This is a genomic window from Chryseobacterium ginsenosidimutans (assembly GCF_039536845.1).
GTDB classification, from domain to species: Bacteria; Bacteroidota; Bacteroidia; order Flavobacteriales; family Weeksellaceae; genus Chryseobacterium; species Chryseobacterium ginsenosidimutans_B.
On record NZ_BAAAZJ010000003.1, the window covers coordinates 819,067 to 839,699 of the forward strand.

At 34.4% G+C, this 20,633-nt stretch carries 20 protein-coding genes; 12 read left to right on the forward strand and 8 right to left on the reverse strand.

Translation table 11 applies throughout. The features are described 5' to 3' along the window. Position 1 precedes the first annotated feature (1 nt). The gene (locus tag ABD745_RS03775) at positions 2-769 is read left to right on the forward strand and encodes a TatD family hydrolase (protein WP_344825407.1); all 768 of its coding nucleotides are present in this window, start codon (positions 2-4) and stop codon (positions 767-769) included. A gap of 34 nt (positions 770-803) precedes the next feature. On the opposite strand, the gene ABD745_RS03780 is transcribed toward ABD745_RS03775, so the two are convergent. After that, the gene (locus ABD745_RS03780; protein WP_344825410.1) at positions 804-2,099 is read right to left on the reverse strand and encodes a DEAD/DEAH box helicase; all 1,296 of its coding nucleotides are present in this window, start codon (positions 2,097-2,099) and stop codon (positions 804-806) included. A gap of 87 nt (positions 2,100-2,186) precedes the next feature. Continuing rightward, the gene (locus ABD745_RS03785; RefSeq protein ID WP_344825413.1) at positions 2,187-2,675 is read right to left on the reverse strand and encodes a DUF6438 domain-containing protein; all 489 of its coding nucleotides are present in this window, start codon (positions 2,673-2,675) and stop codon (positions 2,187-2,189) included. Positions 2,676-2,928: 253 nt separating this feature from the next. On the opposite strand from ABD745_RS03785, the gene ABD745_RS03790 reads away from it, so the two are divergent. Then, positions 2,929-4,068 carry an autotransporter outer membrane beta-barrel domain-containing protein gene (locus ABD745_RS03790; RefSeq protein ID WP_344825416.1) on the forward strand — a complete coding sequence of 380 codons (1,140 nt, stop codon included), beginning with the start codon at positions 2,929-2,931 and terminating at the stop codon, positions 4,066-4,068. A gap of 22 nt (positions 4,069-4,090) precedes the next feature. Continuing rightward, entirely contained in the window at positions 4,091-5,764 is a 1,674-nt protein-coding gene (locus tag ABD745_RS03795) for a T9SS type A sorting domain-containing protein (protein ID WP_344825419.1), read from the forward strand. Positions 5,765-5,844: 80 nt separating this feature from the next. Here the strand turns inward: ABD745_RS03795 and obgE are convergent, their stop codons facing one another. The 3 genes from obgE to hpt all read right to left on the reverse strand — a co-directional run bounded on the left by obgE (position 5,845) and on the right by hpt (position 8,170). Continuing rightward, the gene (gene obgE / locus ABD745_RS03800) at positions 5,845-6,828 is read right to left on the reverse strand and encodes a GTPase ObgE (RefSeq protein ID WP_344825422.1); all 984 of its coding nucleotides are present in this window, start codon (positions 6,826-6,828) and stop codon (positions 5,845-5,847) included. A gap of 81 nt (positions 6,829-6,909) precedes the next feature. Next, positions 6,910-7,488 carry an adenylate kinase gene (locus tag ABD745_RS03805; protein ID WP_344825425.1) on the reverse strand — a complete coding sequence of 193 codons (579 nt, stop codon included), beginning with the start codon at positions 7,486-7,488 and terminating at the stop codon, positions 6,910-6,912. A gap of 127 nt (positions 7,489-7,615) precedes the next feature. After that, entirely contained in the window at positions 7,616-8,170 is a 555-nt protein-coding gene (hpt, locus tag ABD745_RS03810) for a hypoxanthine phosphoribosyltransferase (protein WP_344825428.1), read from the reverse strand. A gap of 627 nt (positions 8,171-8,797) precedes the next feature. Between hpt and ABD745_RS03815 the strand changes: the two genes are divergently transcribed. Next, on the forward strand, positions 8,798-10,387 hold the full coding sequence (locus tag ABD745_RS03815; protein ID WP_344825431.1) for an ABC-F family ATP-binding cassette domain-containing protein: 1,590 nt from the start codon (positions 8,798-8,800) through the stop codon (positions 10,385-10,387). Positions 10,388-10,437: 50 nt separating this feature from the next. Here the strand turns inward: ABD745_RS03815 and ABD745_RS03820 are convergent, their stop codons facing one another. Both ABD745_RS03820 and ABD745_RS03825 read right to left on the reverse strand, forming a co-directional pair. Next, a complete protein-coding gene (locus tag ABD745_RS03820) occupies positions 10,438-10,737 on the reverse strand; it encodes a type II toxin-antitoxin system RelE/ParE family toxin (protein ID WP_344825434.1) in 300 nt (99 codons plus the stop codon). Continuing rightward, positions 10,734-10,985 carry a type II toxin-antitoxin system ParD family antitoxin gene (locus ABD745_RS03825; RefSeq protein WP_344825437.1) on the reverse strand — a complete coding sequence of 84 codons (252 nt, stop codon included), beginning with the start codon at positions 10,983-10,985 and terminating at the stop codon, positions 10,734-10,736. Before ABD745_RS03825 ends, ABD745_RS03820 begins: the two co-directional genes overlap by 4 nt. A 242-nt stretch (positions 10,986-11,227) precedes the next feature. Here ABD745_RS03825 and ABD745_RS03830 point away from each other — a divergent pair, with 242 nt between their 5' ends. Continuing rightward, positions 11,228-12,514, forward strand: a complete 1,287-nt coding sequence (locus ABD745_RS03830) for an adenylosuccinate synthase (protein WP_344825440.1) — start codon at positions 11,228-11,230, stop codon at positions 12,512-12,514. Between the two features lie 254 nt (positions 12,515-12,768). Here ABD745_RS03830 and ABD745_RS03835 read toward each other — a convergent pair whose 3' ends face one another. Continuing rightward, positions 12,769-13,602 carry an N-acetylmuramidase domain-containing protein gene (locus ABD745_RS03835; protein WP_344825444.1) on the reverse strand — a complete coding sequence of 278 codons (834 nt, stop codon included), beginning with the start codon at positions 13,600-13,602 and terminating at the stop codon, positions 12,769-12,771. Positions 13,603-13,977: 375 nt separating this feature from the next. Between ABD745_RS03835 and ABD745_RS03840 the strand changes: the two genes are divergently transcribed. The 7 genes from ABD745_RS03840 to ABD745_RS03870 all read left to right on the forward strand — a co-directional run bounded on the left by ABD745_RS03840 (position 13,978) and on the right by ABD745_RS03870 (position 20,632). Next, a complete protein-coding gene (locus ABD745_RS03840) occupies positions 13,978-14,805 on the forward strand; it encodes an energy transducer TonB (RefSeq protein ID WP_344825447.1) in 828 nt (275 codons plus the stop codon). A gap of 168 nt (positions 14,806-14,973) precedes the next feature. Next, a complete protein-coding gene (locus ABD745_RS03845) occupies positions 14,974-15,747 on the forward strand; it encodes a ParA family protein (protein ID WP_344825450.1) in 774 nt (257 codons plus the stop codon). Between the two features lie 38 nt (positions 15,748-15,785). Beyond that, positions 15,786-16,676, forward strand: coding sequence for a ParB/RepB/Spo0J family partition protein (locus ABD745_RS03850; RefSeq protein WP_047402388.1), 891 nt, complete (start codon positions 15,786-15,788; stop codon positions 16,674-16,676). Further along, positions 16,677-17,318, forward strand: coding sequence for a DUF5683 domain-containing protein (locus ABD745_RS03855; RefSeq protein ID WP_344825455.1), 642 nt, complete (start codon positions 16,677-16,679; stop codon positions 17,316-17,318). Positions 17,319-17,373: 55 nt separating this feature from the next. Then, positions 17,374-18,075, forward strand: coding sequence for a 4-hydroxy-tetrahydrodipicolinate reductase (gene dapB / locus ABD745_RS03860; protein ID WP_344825458.1), 702 nt, complete (start codon positions 17,374-17,376; stop codon positions 18,073-18,075). Positions 18,076-18,185: 110 nt separating this feature from the next. Continuing rightward, the gene (gene lepB / locus ABD745_RS03865) at positions 18,186-19,952 is read left to right on the forward strand and encodes a signal peptidase I (RefSeq protein ID WP_344825461.1); all 1,767 of its coding nucleotides are present in this window, start codon (positions 18,186-18,188) and stop codon (positions 19,950-19,952) included. Positions 19,953-20,008: 56 nt separating this feature from the next. Beyond that, positions 20,009-20,632, forward strand: coding sequence for a WbqC family protein (locus ABD745_RS03870; RefSeq protein WP_425549780.1), 624 nt, complete (start codon positions 20,009-20,011; stop codon positions 20,630-20,632). Position 20,633 lies beyond the last annotated feature (1 nt).

Consider the following 20,633-nt stretch of genomic DNA (forward strand, 5'->3'; position numbering starts at 1 on the left):
AATGATTGACACACATACACATTTATACGCGGAAGAATTTGATGAAGATAGAAAAGAAGCCATTCATAGAGCTTTAGATAAAGGAATTACAGAATTTTATCTTCCTGCGATCGATTCAGAATCTCACGAAAAAATGCTTCAATTGGAGGCAGAATATCCGAATCAGATTTTCTCAATGATGGGTTTGCACCCTTGTTATGTAAAATCTGAAACCTGGGAAAATGAGTTGGAAATTGTCAAAAAATACCTCGATCAGAGAGCTTTTCCTGCCATCGGAGAAATCGGAATTGATTTATATTGGGATAAAACAACATTGGATATTCAGGTGAAAGCTTTTGAACAACAGATTGATTGGGCTATTGAAAAAGATTTACCGATTGTGATTCATACAAGAGAAAGTTTTGATGAAACTTTTGAAGTACTGGAAAGGAAAAAACATTCAAAACTACGAGGGATTTTCCATTGTTTTTCTGGAAATCTTGAACAGGCAAAACATGCGATTGACCTGAATTTTATTTTGGGAATCGGTGGAGTAGTAACTTTTAAAAACGGAAAAATTGATCAGTTTTTAAATGAAGTTCCATTAGAAAAAATTGTTCTTGAAACAGATTCTCCTTATTTGGCGCCTGTTCCGCACAGAGGAAAAAGAAACGAAAGCTCTTATCTTGATCTGGTTGCCGGAAAACTGGTTGATATTTACGGAAAAGATTTTTCTGAGATTGACAGGATTACAACAGAAAATGCCAAGAAAATGTTCGTTCAGATTTAAAATATAAAAGCCTTCCAATTTGGAAGGCTTTTCTTTATTTCTTTCTGGTGAAGTTCTTATTCTTAGGCTTTTTAAAACCAACAGATGGGGTTGAACCAGCTGGTTTTTTATTGTTGCTGTTCTGCGGTCTGGAGTTTGAAGATTGAGGTCTTCCGGCTCCTGAAGGTTTGTTATTAGAATCCCTTTTCTGAACAACAAGATTGTCTGTGTGGAACGGATGATTTTTTTCCACAGGAATTTTCATTCCGATCAGTTTCTCGGTATTTTTCAGATTTAATAAATCCAGTCCGTCAACAAAAGAAATCGAGTTTCCCTCTGCTCCGGCTCTTCCTGTTCTTCCGATTCTGTGAACATACGTTTCAGAAACGTCTGAAAGCTCAAAATTAACAACGTATTTCAATTCGTCAATATCAATTCCTCTTGCAGCAATGTCTGTAGCTACCAGAACCCTTGTTTTTCCCGACTTAAAATTATTTAAGGCATTCTGACGTGCATTCTGAGATTTATTCCCGTGAATCGCTTCTGTTGAGATACTGCTAGACTGTAGTTTGCGGGCAATTTTATCAGCTCCGTGTTTCGTTCTTGCAAAAACCAGTACAGAATCTGAAATGTCATTCTTTAAAATATGGGTAAGAAGATCCAGTTTATCATCTCTTTCAACAAAATATACCGATTGTTTGATCGTTTCTGCAGTAGATGAAACGGGAGTGACCTCCACTTTTACCGGATTATTCAAAATAGAATCTGCCAGTTTCTGAATTTCTGCCGGCATTGTTGCCGAGAAAAATAGAGTTTGTCTTCTTTGTGGTAAAAGTTTGATAACTCTTTTTACATCATGTACAAAACCCATATCAAGCATTCTGTCTGCTTCATCAAGAACGAAGATTTCAAGATTTTTCAGACTGATGATGCCTTGAGCAATAAAGTCCAGAAGTCTTCCTGGAGTAGCCACCAAAATGTCTACTCCTTTTTTCAAAGCTGCTTCCTGGTTACCTTGTTTTACACCTCCGAAAACTACCAAATGTTTTAAGGGTAAATATTTTCCGTATGCTTTGATATTTTCCTCGATTTGGATCGCCAATTCTCTTGTAGGAGTTAATATTAAGGCTCTGATATTTTTATTTAAAGGTTTATTTTTAGAAAGATTCTGTAAAATAGGAATGGCAAATGCCGCCGTTTTTCCTGTTCCGGTTTGCGCGCACCCCAAAAAATCTCTACCATTGATAATATCCGGAATTGATTTTTCTTGAATGGGAGTTGGGTTGGTATATCCTTGTTCCTGAATTGCCTTTGCAATAGGGTCGATTAAGTTTAAATCTGTGAAATTCAAATTGAATTGTTTTTTTAATTAAATAAAAATTCCTTCAAAAGGAAGGAATTATATTTTGCAAAGGTAGTTTAAATATTTTTAAGTGAGTTATTTCACTTTTGTCCATTGCTGGTTGTTTCTAAGATCTTCAAAAAACTTGTAAGCTTCAGAGAGTTTCTCAGTTCCTTTTTTACCATAATCTTCTACATGCTTTGAAGTTCCGTCCGCAAAATTGACTCTCAAATGTGAAGTTGGAAGATCGGTAACATTTCTTTCACCATACTTTTCGTTTAGATTTTTTACGTCTAAACCATCCAATAAGGTGATTAATTTATTATAATCTTCTTCTTTAATTGTTCCCTTAAAAGTTCCTTCACGAGGTTTGTCGAATTCCCCTTTTGAAAATCCTTTCGAGAAATTAAAATGTTCCGCTTCAAGTACCGCTGTTCTGTCCGGATTAATTGTTATTTTGAAGATAGGACAAGATCCGAAACAAGCTCCCGCTTCATATTCAATTTTAGAATATTTTGAAGTTGCTTTCTGAGAGTTGCAAGAAAACAAAAAAACGAATGCACAAATGGCTAATAAATATTTCATAGTTTAAAATTTCGATTGGGCTCATTCAAGAATTGTTCCAAAAGTAGTGATAAAAAGATTTAAACAGAAATTTAATATTTGGAAAAAATATTTCGGATAAATTTTTGTTATTTTGAGGATTGTACTGTGTACAGAATCGGGTTAATGGCTCTGTTTTACTTATAAAAATATAATAAAAAATCATAATTAAGTAAAATTACTTTATTATTTCTAAATTATATTTGTCATGAATTAAAAAAAATAACTTTTAACCATGAAAAAAACAATCGTTTTACTTTCTGCTGTATTAGGAATTACAGCAAACGCTCAATGGAGTCTTTCAGGAAATGCAGGAACAAACCCACCATCTAATTTTATCGGGACACTTGACAATCAGCCATTAGTTTTCAAAACAAATAATACTGAACAAATGAAGATTACACCTAGTGGGAGATTTATATTTTTCAACCAAGGTTCAATTGGACAGATTTGGGATAAGAATTTGTTCTTTGGAGGAGGGGTTAACAGTTCTTCAGCTGCATTAAATACAGTTTTTGGAATTGGTGCTTTTACACAGAATACTGCAGGAGCAGGAAATACAGCTGTAGGAGCTAACGTAATGTCATTAATGACGAGCGGTGATGGTAATACAGCAGTTGGTTCAGGAGCTATGAGGAATTCACCATCAGGATTATATAATCTGGCATTAGGTGTAAATGCCTTGGAAACTTTTCAATCTGGAAATTTTAATGTTGCTGTTGGTCATGCGGCGTTGGGATCAAATAATCTAGTAGGAAACAACAATACAGTTGTTGGTGTAAGTACATTAAGATATTTGAACTCAGGAACAGGGAACGTTGCAGTAGGTATGGAATCTTACAGAGCATTAGCAACGGGATCTTATAATATCAGTCTTGGGTTTTCTAATGCAAGATATATCGTAAGCGGAAATAATAATATTTTAATAGGAAATAATATTACTCCTTTCTCAACAGCACCTGAAAATGAGCTTAATATCGGAAACTGGATCGTAGGAAATAACGGAACAATCGGAATCGGCCAGTTTACTAATCAGCTTCCTGCAGACGGAATTGCTGCGGATGGAGAAAAATATAAACTTTTTGTAAAAGACGGTATCAAAACTGAAAGAGTAAAAGTAGATATCGCGGCAAGTAATGGATGGGCAGATTATGTTTTTGAAAAAGATTATAAGCTGATGCCACTGAATAAGGTAGAAAAATTCATTAATGAAAACGGTCACCTTCCAGAAGTTCCAACAACGGAAGAAGCGATCAACAACGGAATTGAATTAAAAGAAATGAATATTCTTCTTTTGAAGAAAATTGAAGAACTTACACTTTATACAATTGAGCAACAAAAAAGAATTGAAATACTTGAGAAAAAAGTAAAATAATTAATTATATAAAATGAATCATATGAAAAAGTTTTATATAACAATTATAATGATAATATTGCCAATATTTGCGTTTTCACAAGGGGAAAATGATAATTGGTATTTTGGTCAGAACGCAGGAGTGAATTTTGCGGGAAGTACACCTGTAGTGCTTACAAACAGCCAGATGTATGCAGAAGAAGCAGTAGGAACGGCAAGCGATGCTAATGGAAAACTGCTGTTTTATACCAATGGTGTTGATATTTATGACAGGCAGCATCAGCTGATGCAAAATGGGACAGGTATCGGAGGAGGTTTATCTACTCAGCAGCTTGCTATCGTAAAAAATCCGGCTAATCCTAAACAGTATTATATTTTTACTGCAGCAGAAATAGATAATCCGGGTACTTATCTTGCTTATACTGTCGTAGATATGGATCTGGGGAATATCGGTACAGATGGTCATCCACTGGGAACAGTTTTACCAAGCTTAAAGCGTATTCCTATCCTTAACAGTGTTGGTCATAAAATGAATACAGAGGCTGTCACGGTTGTCATGCATTCTGATTTTACTTCATTCTGGATCGTGATTCCTTATGAAAATAATTTATATAGCTACAGGTTGTCGACCACAGGATTTAATCAGGTTCCTGTAGTAAGTAATTTAGGACTGTCAAGCCCATTAGACGGAACAAAATATTTCGGAATAAAGGCTTCTCCAAAAACTGAATTTTTCAAACCATTTTCCAACTATCTTTCGATCAATATGTGGATGCCTGCAAATGATTATATGAATAAAGTATATTCTTTTGAAAATTCTACAGGGCAAATTACAAGTCATTTTTCATTGAATATTAATACTTCAAAATCATACGTTTCTGAATTTAGTAAATATGGAAAAATATTATACTTGGGACAGGACAAGATATATGCAGTTAATTTGGATACATCAACGTCATTCCCTGTATTTAATCAAATATTTTCAGGTGCTTCCGGAGTGTTTTTTTATGGAATGCAAAGGAATAAGTATGATGATATTTATTTGAATAATTTTAGTTCTGATTATTTAAGTAAAATTAATAATCCGGATACTTATGGAGGAAGTAGCGTAAATGTAAATGCAATTAATCTAAATGGGAAATACACTTATTTGGGATTACCACAACCATTATTTTGGTCTTGGGCGGGAGTGACAGAATGTGTAGTTGACCTTGCATTACAAAACCCTGAAACATATGTGAATCATACTTACTCTGTAAACGATTATATTATTACTTCGGGTAATTATTCTACGGATGTTACTAATCAATCAATAATAATGAAAGCTAATAATTTTATTCTCTTAGCTCCAAATACATCCATTAAAGCAGGTTCTGATTTTCTTGCAAAGATAGCTCCTTGCGAAATTCTTGCAGAAAAAACGAAGGAAAGATCAACGGTAAATAATGATCAAAAAATTTCTTTGAATTTAGATTTAAGAGACAATACTGTTGATAATAATTTGATAGATATCTATCCTAATCCTGTTTCTGATCTTTTAAACATTAAATCTAATTCAAAAATTGATAGAGTGGAAGTATATGATATTTCCGGTAAAAAAATTAATGTGATATTAAATAATAATAAAATTGATGTTACGAATCTTCCGGCAGGATCTTATATCATTAATATAGAAACAAAAGAAGAAAAAATAGCTAAGAAATTTATTAAGAAATAAAATAATAATATTTTAAATTATAACAAAAAAGGAGAAACAGAAATGTTTCTCCTTTTAATTTTTTTTAAGATCGAGTTTTATTATCCATGCAATTGCTTCCAGATAGCATCCTTCAATTCTACAAGACCTTCTCCGGTAACTCCTGAGAAAAACAAAGGTTGTTTATTTTCAGGGAATTCTGTAGCGATCTCTTTTTTAAGTTCTTCATCCAAAAGGTCAGATTTTGAAATGGAAATAATAAAATCTTTATCCAATAGTTCTGGATTGTATTCTTTTAATTCATTTTCCAGAATTTTAAACTCATTGAAATGACTTTCAGAATCAGCCGGAATTAAAAATAATAAAATTGAGTTTCTTTCAATATGTCTTAAGAATCTGTGTCCTAAACCTTTACCTTCTGCGGCGCCTTCAATAATTCCCGGAATATCTGCCATTACAAAAGATTTGTAATTTCTATAATCTACAATTCCTAAGTTTGGTGTTAAAGTAGTAAATGCGTAATTGGCAATTTTCGGTTTTGCGGCAGAAACGGACGCTAAAAGAGTAGATTTTCCGGCATTCGGGAAACCGACAAGACCTACATCGGCTAAGATTTTAAGTTCGAAAACTACAAAACCTTCCTGACCGTCCATTCCCGGTTGTGCAAAACGTGGAGTCTGGTTGGTAGAAGATTTGAAATGTTCATTTCCTTTTCCTCCTTTTCCTCCTTCCATCAGAATGATTTCCTGACCATCTTCCAGGATTTCGCCAATGATTTCTCCTTCTTCATTTTTAGCAATAGTCCCAATAGGAACTTCAATATAAACATCAGCTCCGTAAGCTCCTGTTAACTGGTTTTTTGCTCCGTTTTCACCACGTTCAGCTTTTACGTGACGGGTATAACGAAGTGGAAGTAAAGTCCATTCCTGAGCATTTCCTTTCATGATAACATGACCGCCTCGACCTCCGTCTCCACCATCAGGACCACCTTTAGGAATATACTTTTCACGGCGAAGGTGGGCAGAACCCGCGCCTCCGTGACCGCTTTTACAATGAATCTTTACGTAATCTACAAAGTTTGACATAATTTTTTGACTTAGGATTTAGGGCTTAGAGCTTAGAATTTAGCGTAAACAACTATTACCTAACTCCTAAACCCTGATTCCTTATTTTACTTTTTCTACTTCAGCGAAAAGTTTTTCAGAGATCTCATTGATTTCTCCTACACCGTTAATCTCTACATATTTACCTTGTTGTTTGTAAAGTTCGGCAACTTCTGCTGTTTTTGCGTAGTATTCTTTTATTCTGTTTTCGATGATTTCTACATTGCTGTCATCAGATCTTCCGCTGATTTCACCTCTTTTCAGTAATCTTTCAACCAAAATTGAATCTTCAACAATTAATGAAAGACAAACATCGATCTCATCATTCAGTTCTTCTTTTACGATTTTTTCTAACGCTGCTGTCTGAACGGCAGTTCTCGGATATCCGTCGAAAATAAATCCTGCAGCATCGGTAGGTTTTCTGATTTCGTCAACCAGCATATCTGTCGTTACCTGATCCGGAACCAATTCTCCTTTATCGATATAAGATTTAGCTAATTTCCCAAGCTCGGTATCATTTTTCATGTTAAATCTGAAAAGGTCACCTGTTGAGATTTGCTTTAAATTAAATTTCTCGATTAAGTTTTGTGCTTGAGTTCCTTTTCCACTTCCTGGAGGGCCGAACAGAACAATGTTTATCATAATTTTCATTTTGCTTCAGGCTTTAGGCAGTAAGCTTTAAGCTCTTAGCTTTTTTAGTTAATATTTACTTTTTACTTTAGATATAATTTTAAAAGCTAATAGCCAGAAGCTAAAAGCTCATAGCAATTTAATGGTTGATTTGTCCGTCTTCTAACTGGTACAAATTCGGTAAGTTTCTACCTAATTCATCGTAATCCAATCCGTAACCTAAAACAAATTTATTTGGAATTTCTTTTCCGATATAATCCAGCTTGAAATCTTTTTTATAAACTTCGGGTTTTAATAGGAAAGAAGCGATTTTTACAGATTTAGGACGTTGCGTTTCGTTGAAATATTTAAAAAGACTTTCAACCGTATTTCCTGTATCTACAATATCTTCTACCAAGATAATGTGACGGTCTTTTACGTCCTTCGTTAGTTCCATTTTCTGATAAACGATTCCTGTAGATTCAGTTCCTGCGTAAGAACTCATCTGGATAAAAGCAATCTCACATTCTCCCGGATAATGCTTCAAAAGGTCTGAGAAGAACATGATAACTCCGTTCAAAACGCCAATGAAAACAGGAACTTCATCCTTGTAATCTTCATGAATTTTTAAAGCCGTAGCTTTTACAATCTCCTGAATTTCGGCGTCCTCCAAATAAGGAACAAAAGTTTTGTCGTGAACTTTAATACTTTCCATAAAATTTTTAGTAGGCGGCAAAGTTACGGATTTTTGATGAAAGTTTTTTAAGGTTTGGATGTAAGAGTGTTTTTGAGAGTGTTTTAGAGTTGTAGGGTAAAAGGGCTTAATATTGGGTTGTGCCATTCAGAACAGAGCAGAAGCGGAGTAAAGAATCTGCTTTCCATGAGATTTCCACAATAATTCAACGTTTTGTTTGTTATCCTGTAGGGATCTAAGCAAAGTTTATAGAAATATAGTAAGGAAAGATTCGCGTCCAGATCCCTACGAGATGACAAATTGTATGGTTATTCGGAATGTTGAAATAACAGACAAAAACCTTAGCCCAGATAGTAACGGTTACCCCGCAGCAAGAGAGGGAAAAAGCATTGGTGCGAGGAGTATAAGTGGATAGCTGGAAATAGCTCCTGAAAAATGAGTAATGCGGGATGAGTAATAAAAAAGTTGAGATTCTTCCTATCGTCAGAATGACAAGTGATTTTTTTCACAATGAAGAATATTTAAAAAATTCTTACCTTTGCAATTCACAAAGCCCAAAAACGATAATGTAGGATATAATTTCTTTCAGATTTAATTGAACAATAACGAAAATGTTATTGAAGTCTAACCTTAATTAAGAAAGAAATCATGCTTTTTCTACACAATATATCCTTTGGGTTTCCGGCGGGGAATCTGCTATTTAATTCTATCAACTTAACGATACAATCACACATAAAATCGGCTTTGGTCGGGAGTAACGGCATGGGAAAATCTACCTTGCTGAAAATCATTGCGAATGAAATTGAGCCTTTGGAAGGGAATATCAATATTCAGGGTGATATTTTTTATGTTCCGCAAATGTTTGGAAATTTTAATCATCTGACGGTTGCAGAATGTTTAAAAATTGACAAAAAATTAAATGCACTTCAAAAAATAACCAACGGGGAAGTGGATGAAATTTATTTTGAAATATTAAATGACGACTGGGACATTGAAGAACTTTGTCAAACCGCTTTACAGCATTGGAAACTTGAAAATCTAGATCTAAATCAAACATTGGAAAGTCTGAGTGGCGGACAAAAAACAAAGGTTTTTCTTGCCGGAATTCAAATCAATCAACCTGAAATTATTTTACTCGATGAACCGACCAATCATCTCGATTTGGAAGGCAGAAATTTGTTGTATGATTTGATTAAAAAGACAAATTCGACGGTTGTGATCGTCAGTCATGACCGAACTTTACTGAATTTAGTGGATGCAATTTTTGAATTGAGCAATCAGGGAATTTCGACCTACGGCGGGAATTATGATTTTTATGCCGAACAAAAAGAAATCGAAAATGAAGCGCTGCAAAATGATATTCACTCGAAAGAACGGGCGCTGAAAAAGGCGAAAGAAAAGGAACGGGAAACCTTGGAACGAAAGCAAAAACTCGATGCAAGAGGAAAACAAAAGCAGGAAAAATCGGGTGTGGCAAGAATTATGATGAACACGCTGCGAAATAATGCAGAGAAAAATTCTTCCAAATTAAAAGGGATTCATGCTGAGAAAATCAATGATATTTCCGGTGAGTTACGGGATTTGCGTTCGTCTGTGAGAAATGCAGATCAGATGAAGGTTAATTTTAATGATTCGAATCTGCATTCGGGAAAAATTTTGGTTTCAGCGGAGGAAATTAATTTCAAATATGATGAAGAAAATCTGTGGAAAGAAAATCTCAATCTTGAAATCCGGAGTGGTGACAGAATTTCTATCAAAGGCTCGAATGGTTCGGGGAAAACGACTTTGATTAAGCTGTTGTTGGGAGATTTACAACCGACTGTCGGAAAGATTTTGAGGTCGGATTTTAATACAATTTATATTGATCAGGAATATTCTTTGATTGATAAAAATGCGACGGTTTATGATTTTACCCAACAATTTAATGATAATGCATTGCAGGAATCTGAAGTAAAAACTTTGTTGTCAAGATTTTTATTTGGAAAGGAAAGTTGGGACAAAAAGTGCGATGTTCTAAGTGGAGGAGAACGCTTGAGGCTTCTTCTGTGCGGACTTTCCATCAGCAATAAAGCTCCTGATATGATGATTCTCGATGAACCGACCAATAATTTGGATCTTCAAAATGTGGAAATTCTCACAAATTCTATTAAAGATTATCGTGGGACTTTGGTGGTGATTTCGCATGATGGGGTGTTTTTGGGGGAGATTGGAGTGATGGGTGAGGTTTTGTTGAAATAACAAATTATTATATAAACGTCATAGGTTTCTAAAACCTATGACGTTTGATTTTATTCATCCAATCTAGATGAAATATCCATTTGTTGATGAAGAATTCTTATAATTTCAATTTCCTCATTTTTGAGATTGATTTTGTAAAAAATGAAATGTGATTTTACTCTTGAACGAAAATATCCTTTTCTGATTTCATTATAATCTTTTCCTGATTTTGGATTTTCGGATAAATGCTCAATTTCATTCATTATTAAATCAAAATAATAATCTGCTTGTTCTGTTGACCAAATTTCAAAAGTATATAGCCAAATTTTTTCTAAATCATTTAAAGCCTCTTTGCTGATTTTGTATTTCATGAGTCAGCAGAATGTTTTTGATGGAGGTTTTTCAGAAATTCGTTACGATCAAAATTTTCTTCAAAACCGGATTTTTCTCCTTTTTTTAATTCGTTAATTAATTCTGTTTTCTTTGATTCTTCATGTTCAAACATTCGTAATGCTGTTCTTATAACTTCACTTGCAGAAGAGAATTTTCCAGATTTGATCTGTTGATTGATAAAGTTGTCGAAATAATCGCCTAATAGTATGGATGTGTTTTTTGCCATTATTTTAATTTTAAATCAAAGGTACCAATAATTGGTATTTTTTCAAAATTATTTTTTAAGTGGAATGTTTTCCATGACAGTGTTTTTCAATTTCAGAATCATTAGAATATTAATTTTATTTCAATTGCAAAATTTCGAATACAACACATGATTTCCACCCACCCAAAAATAAAATCCACCACAAATTTGCCCACCCAATTTTTTAAAAGTAATTTTGCATGAATCTAAAATAAAAGTAAAATATGTCAACTTATGTAGTTGTAGGTCTTCAATATGGAGATGAAGGTAAAGGAAAAATCACGGATGTTTTATCGGCAAAATCGGATTACGTTGTACGTTTCCAGGGAGGGGACAACGCTGGTCACACGGTTTACGTAGGCGATGAAAAATTTGTTTTACACCTTCTTCCATCGGGAGTTCTTCAGTGCAAAGGGAAGTGTATCATTGCGAACGGAGTAGTGGTAAATCCTAAATCTTTCATTAAAGAAGTGAACCAAATCGAGAGCAAAGGCTTAAGAACCGATCACATTTTTATCAGCAGAAGAGCGCATGTCATCATGCCTTACCACATTCTTTTGGATACTTACCGTGAAGAAGAGCACGGAGGAACGCAAATCGGAACGACCAAAAAAGGAATCGGACCATGCTATGAAGATAAGATCGCAAGAATCGGTATCAGAATGGTAGACCTTTTGAATCCTGAAATTTTAAGAGACAAGATTGAGAAAAACTTAAAAGTTAAGAACTCTCTTTTCGAAAAATATTACGGAAAACCGACATTAGACGTTGAAGAAATTTACAACGAATTTTTAGAGATCGGAAAACAGCTTCAACACAGAATCGTTGATACAGAAGTAGAATTAAACGAAGCTATCAGAGACGGTAAAAACGTATTGTTTGAAGGAGCTCAGGCGTTGATGCTTGATATCGACTTCGGAACATATCCTTACGTTACTTCATCTTCTCCGTCAACTGGAGGTGTTTGTACCGGAGCGGGTGTTCCGCCAACTTCACTTAAAAACCTGATCGGTGTTGCAAAAGCATATTGTACAAGAGTAGGAAACGGACCTTTCCCTTCTGAATTGGACAACGAATTAGGAGAAAGCATCAGACAGATTGGTGGTGAATTCGGAGCTACAACTGGAAGACCAAGAAGAACAGGCTGGCTAGACCTGGTTTCATTGAAACATGCTTGTATGATCAACGGTATCAATAACTTAGTAATTACGAAATTAGATGTTCTTACAGGAATTGAAAATTTAAAGATCGTAACACATTATAAAACTGAAGACGGAAAAATCATCGATTATTTCACTTCTTCAACAGAAAAATTGTACAACTACGAGCCGATCTACCAAGATTTACCGGGTTGGAACGAAGATCTTACAAAAGTAAGAAGCTACGACGAACTTCCTGATACTGCTCAGAAATACATCGAGTTTATCGAAAAGTATTTAGGAATCAACGTTTATTTGGTTTCTGTAGGTCCTGAAAGAAGTCAGAACATTATCAGAAAAGAATTATTTTAAGGAATTTTATTTAAATATATTAAGAGACTGTCAATCGATGGTCTCTTTTTTTATGTCATTGCGAGGAGTGCAGCCAACTTGTACAGAGCCCGAAATAGAGCAATCTCAAACCATACTTAAGTTTTTACACACAGTTTGTCATTTCATTCGGAATGACAGATTATATAAAAATCTCCCACAAAAATGCGAGAGAAAAAAGAAGGTTTCAACACAAAAGGAACTTTGAGTTCAATGCGCTGAATATTAATTGGTTATTAGTTTTTAGAATATTTAGCATAAGCTTTTGCTAGTTTTTCATCATATTTATTCTGTTTGTAACCGGCTCCGTTATAGGCTTTAGCGAAACTTGCCCAGTTTTTATTTTTTAAATGGGTTAATATTTTATTCACTTCTAAAAATCTTCCGAAAGCTTTCAAATGTTCACCCTCATTTATTTCCATTTTTGAAACAAAATCAGCTGTATCATTATAGCCAAGCGGTTTTGCGTGAAATCCCATAATCTGGAAACTTCCCCACGAAGCAGAAGATAATGCTGCGTCTTTAAATTTCGGATCAGCTCCCAAGGTGCTGGCTTCATTCAGCCTGTCGTACTCTTTTACACCGCCCTGATAGTATATTTTTGTCCATTTTGGATACAAAACGTCTTTGTGATTGGCGTTGTAATAAGCATTTGGATCAATTCCTCTTTTCTTTAATTCATTCCAGAAAATGTGTCCTTCAAACAAGATTTTAGGCTTATTGTTAATTAAAAAACCTTTTCCGCTGCTTTCTATTTCATTAACAGCTTTTACAGCAGCTAACTCAAGGCCATATTGATCTGCGAAAGTTATTAAGTCACTTTCTTTTAAAAACTTATCTGTTGAATTTGTGGGAGCCGGAGCTGAATTTTTCTGAAGCAGAACGGTCCAGGTTTTCATGCCGACAATCCCATCAACGACCAAAGAATTTTTTCTTTGAAAATCTTTCACCGCAGCATCAACTTCCAGAGAAAAAGAATCTGAAATTTTTATGTTATATCCTTGTTTGTAAAGAAGTTCACAAAGTGTAGTGACTTCCGGCGATTTTGTATAATATTTTAAAAGTTTCATGGCTATTGGTTTTTTAGTTACTTTTTTCAGTTTTGAGTGTTACCATTTTTTGTATAGTACAAATATCTATCACATAATCAATAAATTCAGTAGTGATTTTCCTGTTTTGAGATGTGGTTTTTACGATAATTAATTTTCGTTGAACATTTTAAAATGATATAAGATTATTATTGAATAATATTGATGTGTATTTTGCTTATAAATAGAGCGTTATTATTTTTCGCATAGTTAATTTTAAATATTGTTATAATTATTTTTAAAATGTTGTGATTTTAACAAATTTTTGGCAAATGTTTTGATATTGAAACAATGCTTATCGATAAGAGCTATAAAAACTAATAATTACAATTTTTAACAGTTTAAATATTTATAGTGATGAAACACATACATCAAAATCAAGAATTTCGCTTTAATGAAGTTCTTTTCGAACACCGTAATAAAGAATATGGTGCATATGTTCTGAGAAACGAATCAGATAAAATATTAACAAAAGCTCTTTTTATAGGCGTAAGTTTATTGGCTGCAATTTCTTTGACGCCACTTGCTATTAATGCGTTTAAAAGTGATGTGGTAAAAGGACCGGAAGGAGTAATTATAGATCTTGTAGATCCTGTAGTTCCACCAGATGTTGTTGTGGTTCCTCCAAAGGCACAACCTGTTCCTCAAACGACTGCTCCAAATGTAAAAACGGTTGATGATAGATTACCAGAGCCAAAAGCTAATGTCACGAACGAAAGAGTTGTTGAAAAAATTGAAGGTGCGGTTTCAGGGATTAAAAACAATTCGGATGGAGAAACGGCTCCAGCAAATGCTTACATTCCGATAACAGCTCCGACTATTAAAACAGGTCCTCCTGTACAGCCTACAGCAGAACCTAAAAAAGAAGATCCTAACGTGATTCCGACGGTTGTAGATGTAGAGGCAACTTTTCCAGGAGGAATTGATTCTTTTAGAAATAAAGTAATGAACAATTTTGATAATTCTGCACTTGATTCTGATGAACTGATGAAAACTACAATTACTTTTATTGTAGAAAGAGATGGAACAATTTCAGGAATTAAAGCAGATGGGAAAAATGCTGATTTTAACAGCGAAGCATTAAGAACAGTTAAATCTATCAAAGGAAAATGGATTCCGGCTAAAGTTAAAGGTCAACCTGTAAGAAGTTATTTCAAATTTCCAATCTCAATGAAGTTTGAATAATCAATAGTAAAAAACAAATCTTGAATAGTTATCCACAAAGAATTTTTTTTGTGGATAATTTTTTTTATTGTTAAAATGCTTATTAACAATATTTTAACTCAAATTTCGTTTTATCCATTCATTCAGAGCAAGGAAAAATGTGTACTTTTGAGGCTTAAAGTTCTAATAATGGCAAAAATCATAGGTATCGCTAATCAGAAAGGAGGAGTTGGAAAAACTACAACAGCTGTCAATTTAGCAGCAGCATTGGGGGTATTGGAAAAAAAAATATTAATCATTGATGCTGATCCTCAGGCAAATGCAACCTCAGGTTTAGGTGTTGAAGATGTTCAGTATTCTACATATAATTTGTTGGAGCACAGCATGGATACAAGAGCTTGTATTAAGCAGACAGCTACACCAAATTTGGATATCGTTCCTTCTCACATCGACTTAGTTGCTGCGGAAATCGAATTGGTAGATAAAGAAAATCGTGAGTATATGCTGAAAAAAGCATTGCAGAGCGTAAGAGATGATTATGATTATATCATTATTGACTGTGCGCCGAGTTTAGGGTTGATTACCGTAAATGCTCTTACAGCAGCAGATTCTGTGATTATTCCGATTCAATGTGAGTATTTTGCATTGGAAGGTCTTGGAAAATTATTGAATACAATTAAAAATGTTCAGAAAATTCACAATAAAGATTTGGATATTGAAGGTTTGCTTCTTACGATGTACGACAGCAGATTGAGATTGTCTAATCAGGTTGTGGAAGAGGTCAATGCGCACTTCCCTGAAATGGTTTTTGAAACAATCATCAGCAGAAACGTTAGATTGAGTGAAGCACCAAGTTTCGGAGAAAGTATCCTGAATTATGATGCGGAGAGTAAAGGAGCGATTCAGTATATTCAATTGGCAGAAGAAGTTTTGCTGAACAATGAAAATTTAGTAAAAAATTAAAAAAGTTTAAGTCATCAACTTAAAGTTTAAAGCATAATATGAAGGACAAAAAAAGAGCGATGGGACGTGGTTTGGGTGCAATTCTAAGTGCTGAATCCAAAGCAACGATCAACTCTGCGACTGATGAGGGAGCAGATAAGTTTGTGGGGAATATTGTAGAAATTGCAATAGAAGATATATATCCCAACGCAACCCAACCAAGAACTTATTTTGACGAAAAAGCATTAAACGAACTTGCTCAGTCCATCAAAAACTTAGGTGTAATTCAACCAATTACCCTAAGAAAAGACGGAGAAAAGTTTGAAATCATATCCGGGGAAAGACGTTTCAGAGCGAGTAAAATTGCAGGGTTGGAGTCTATTCCTTCTTATATCCGTTTGGTGAATGATCAGGAGCTTCTTGAGATGGCTCTTGTTGAAAATATCCAAAGAGAAGATCTTGACGCGATTGAAATTGCATTAACGTATCAGAGATTAATGGACGAAATCGGTCTTACTCAGGAAAATCTTAGCCAAAGAGTTGGTAAGGACAGAAGTACGATTACCAACTCGATCAGATTATTAAGATTAAATCCGGATATTCAAAATGCAATCAGAAGCGGTGAGATTTCTGCAGGTCACGGAAGAGCTATCATCAGTCTTGAAAATGAAGAACACCAGCAGATTTTATTTGATTTAATTATTAAAGAAAAACTAAATGTTCGCCAGGCTGAACAAGCTGCAACAGCCTTAAAAAATCCAAAATCTCCGGCTGCAAAAAAAGCAAAAGCTGAGCTTTCTAACAATTATAAGAGAGCGCAAAAAACTATTGCAGACATTTTGGATGTAAAAGTGGAGATTAAAGCTTCCGGAAGTGGTAAAAAAGGAAAAATTGTTCTGGACTTCAAAAACGAAGATGAGCTGGAATATATTTTATCTCATATTAAATAAATGAAGAAAATACTTTTCACATTTTTCTTGTGTCTGTTTGCGATTGCATATTCGCAAGTAAATCCTAATGATACGATTCGGGTAGAACACCATCCGAAAGACAGCGTGTCTGTGGAAAAAAACAATACAAAGACTGAGGCAAAAGTAGTTTCAGATCTTGAAAAAGCAAACGGACCAACAAAGAAAACCCTAAAATTAAATCCTACAAAAGCGGGATTGTATTCTGCTGTTTTACCTGGATTGGGGCAGGTTTACAATAAAAAATACTGGAAAGTTCCTATCGTTTTAGGAGCTGTAGGAGCCGGAGTCGGGATTGCTGTCTGGAATGACACTCAGTATAAAAAATACCGCGAATATTACATCGCCAAACTCAACGGAACTCCAAATGAATTCGTTGACAGCCATCCTTGGTTGGATAAAGTAGCATTAGGAAATGCTCAGGACAGATCAAAAAGACAAAGAGATTATGCAATTGCCATCACAGGTTTAATTTATATTTTAAATATTGTGGATGCTGTGGTAGATGCACATTTGTATGAACCTCGTCATGATCCGGATTTATCTTTCGCCCCAGCGGTGGTTCAGGATCAATATGGTTTCGCTCCTCCGAAAACGGGATTAAGTTTAAGTTATAGATTTTAATTAAAATTGGTTTAAAACGGAAATTTTTAAAGCAGTAAAAATAGATAAAGATTTTATGAAAATAGCATTAGTTGGATATGGTAAAATGGGCAAAATCATTGATGAGATTGCGACAAAAAGAGGTCACGAAATCGTTGCCAGATTAAAAGAAACCCCAACTGCTGAAAATCTTAACAATCCGGATGTAGTGATTGAATTTTCTTTGCCGGAAGTAGCTTATGAAAATATCAAAGCTTGTCTTAAAAACAAAATTCCGGTAATCTGCGGAACAACAGGCTGGCTGGAAAAAAAAGAAGAAATTGAAAAACTGGCTGTTGAAAATGAAACCGCTTTCCTATATGGTTCAAACTTTAGCTTAGGGGTAAATTTATTTTTTGCTTTAAATGAAAAGTTGGCAGATTTAATGAAAAATGTGGATGAATATTCTTGTCAGTTAGAAGAAATTCATCACGTTCATAAGCTGGATGCACCTAGTGGAACAGCAATTTCTATTGCAGAAGGTATCTTCAAACACAATCCAAAATTCGAAGCCTGGAAATTGGAAGAAACTCAGGGAAATCAGTTGGGTATCTTTGCAATCCGTGAAGATGAGGTTCCGGGAACTCACAGCGTTTTCTATAGAAGCGAAGTAGATGAGATTGAGATTAAACATACGGCTTTCAACAGAAATGGTTTTGCACTAGGAGCTGTCGTAGCAGCAGAATGGATTAAAGATAAAAAAGGAAATTTCGCAATGAAGGATGTTTTGGGACTTTAATTTGTAACAAAATCCCTACATTGCAAACTAATAGTAACAAATAATGAGCGGTAAAAATTACACATTGCTCATTACAAATTACTCATATTATAGATTAGGCACAAAAATTTATGAATTATTTTTTAACTTATACAGTTTATGTTCTCATTTTATCAGTGTTGATGGGGATTTCCACTTGGAAGCTGTTCAAAAAAATGGGGTATAGTCCGTTATTGGCTTTTATACCTTTCTGTAATTATTTAGTTATTTTAAAAGAAACAAAACATCCGAGATGGTGGGCAATTTTATCCTATTTACCAATCGTAGGACCAATCATGATGTCTGTTTTTCACTTATATCTAATGGATAAATTTGGGAAAAACCTTATTCAGAATAAATTTCTTACTGTTTTTCTTCCTTTTATTTATATGGCAGTTGTAAACTACTCGAAAGATACAGAGATAGAAGATGAAGAATATTTAACAGAAGAACAAAAAAATCTTAAAGAACAACATAATAAGATACTTAATATATCTGCACAAATTTTTGATTTATTTGTAACAGGTACAGGGACGAGTGCAAAAACTTCTCGTTTTTCTTCAGATGAAGAAGGTAAAAAGAAAGATTCTTTCTTGGGATCAGTAACTTTTGCAGTAGTTTTCGCAACAATTATCCACGTTTTTGTAACACAGCCTTTCGGGATTCCTACAGGATCTATGGAAAGAACGTTATTGGTGGGTGATTTCCTTTTCGTAAATAAATGGAGCTACGGATACAGACTTCCGATGCGTCCTTTGGCGATTCCGTTTTTACAGGGAACGATCATGGATACGGGAGAAAAAGGAAACCCGAAAGATGATCCAAAATCTTATGTTGACGGGGTAAAACTTCCTTATGCAAGATTACTTCAGTTCAATAAGCCTCAAAGAAATGATGTAGTTGTTTTCAACTATCCTCAGGATTCTGTACACACGGCGATCGACAGAAAAGATCCCTATGTAAAAAGATGTGTGGCAGTTGCAGGTGATACTTTTGAAATGAGAGCAGGAAGACTTTTTGTAAACGGTAAGCCGGAAACGGTTTTAGGAGATCAGGAAGTTCAGCACGCTTATACTGTAAATACAGGAACTCAATTGGATATTCCAAGTCTCTATAATACTTATGGATTCTTACCTGTAAGAGAAATGCAGAACGAAAAAAGCGGTGGATTTGTTTACATGTTCCAGGGTCTTACAGATAAGACGGCAAAAGAAATCAAAGCATTGCCGAGTGTACTGAGTATGGAGGAAAATATTTATCCTAAAGACTCTGCTACGATTTCATATAAATTAAATGCTGATAAAACAGCTTACACAAAAAGTATTGATACTACTCAATCTATTTTCCCGATCAATAAACCTTGGAACCAAGATTGGTACGGTCCTTTAAAAATTCCTAAAAAGGGTGACGTTGTTATTATTGATAAGGAGTCTTTTCCAATGTATCAGTGGGTTATTTCTAAATATGAGCATAACACTTTAGAAAACAAAAACGGGAAAATCTTCATCAACGGAAAAGAAACCAATCAATATACAATTCAGCAGGATTATTACATGATGATCGGAGACAACAGAGATGCTTCGCTAGATGCAAGATTCTTTGGTTTTGTTCCTGAAGAAAATATTGTTGGAAAGCCGATGTTTACATGGATGAGTGTACAAGGAGTTTTCTCAGATGCAAGTTCAACATATCAGGCTCCGAAAAAAGTCCGTTGGGACAGAATGTTTAAAGCTACAAACACAGGAGAAGCCAACAAAACTTCTTACTGGTGGGTTGCAGTCATGATTCTTATCCTATTCTTTGGTTGGGAGTATTTCATGAAGCTGTTTGGAAAGAAAAAGAAAGAAGAAGATTTATAAAATTAAAATAAACTATAATAAATGAAGTATTTGAAAGAATACTTCATTTTTGCGTTATGAATATGAAGAATGTATTATTACCGGTATTTTATTTACCGCCGATTTCATGGTTTTCAGTGTTTTTGAATGCTGAGAATGATATTTTATTTGAACAGTTTGAAAGTTTTCCGAAGCAGACGTATAGAAACAGAACGAATATTTATGGTGCTAACGGAAAATTGTCATTAATTATTCCTATTGCTCATACTGGTAAAAGAGAATTGAAAGATATAGAAATTTCTTACCGTGAAGATTGGAGAAGTCTTCATTGGAAATCCATTAAAACCGCATATCAAAGTTCTCCTTATTTCGAGTTTTATGAAGATAAATTCAGGAAAATATTTGACTTGAAGGAAAAATATTTGCTGGATTTTAATCTAAAAACTCTTGAAATTCTTCAGCAGATTCTAAAAACAGAAAAGGCACACTCTTTGAATGAAGAATATATCAAAAATCCGGAACAGATTAATTTCAGAGAAAAGTTTTCTGCAAAAATTCCATCAGAATTTGAAATGGAAGAATATTATCAGACTTTCTCTGATAAATTAGGATTTCTAAAAGATTTATCAATTTTAGATTTAATTTGTAACAAAGGACCGGAAACTTTGACTTATATTAAAAATATTAAACAATCATACTAAC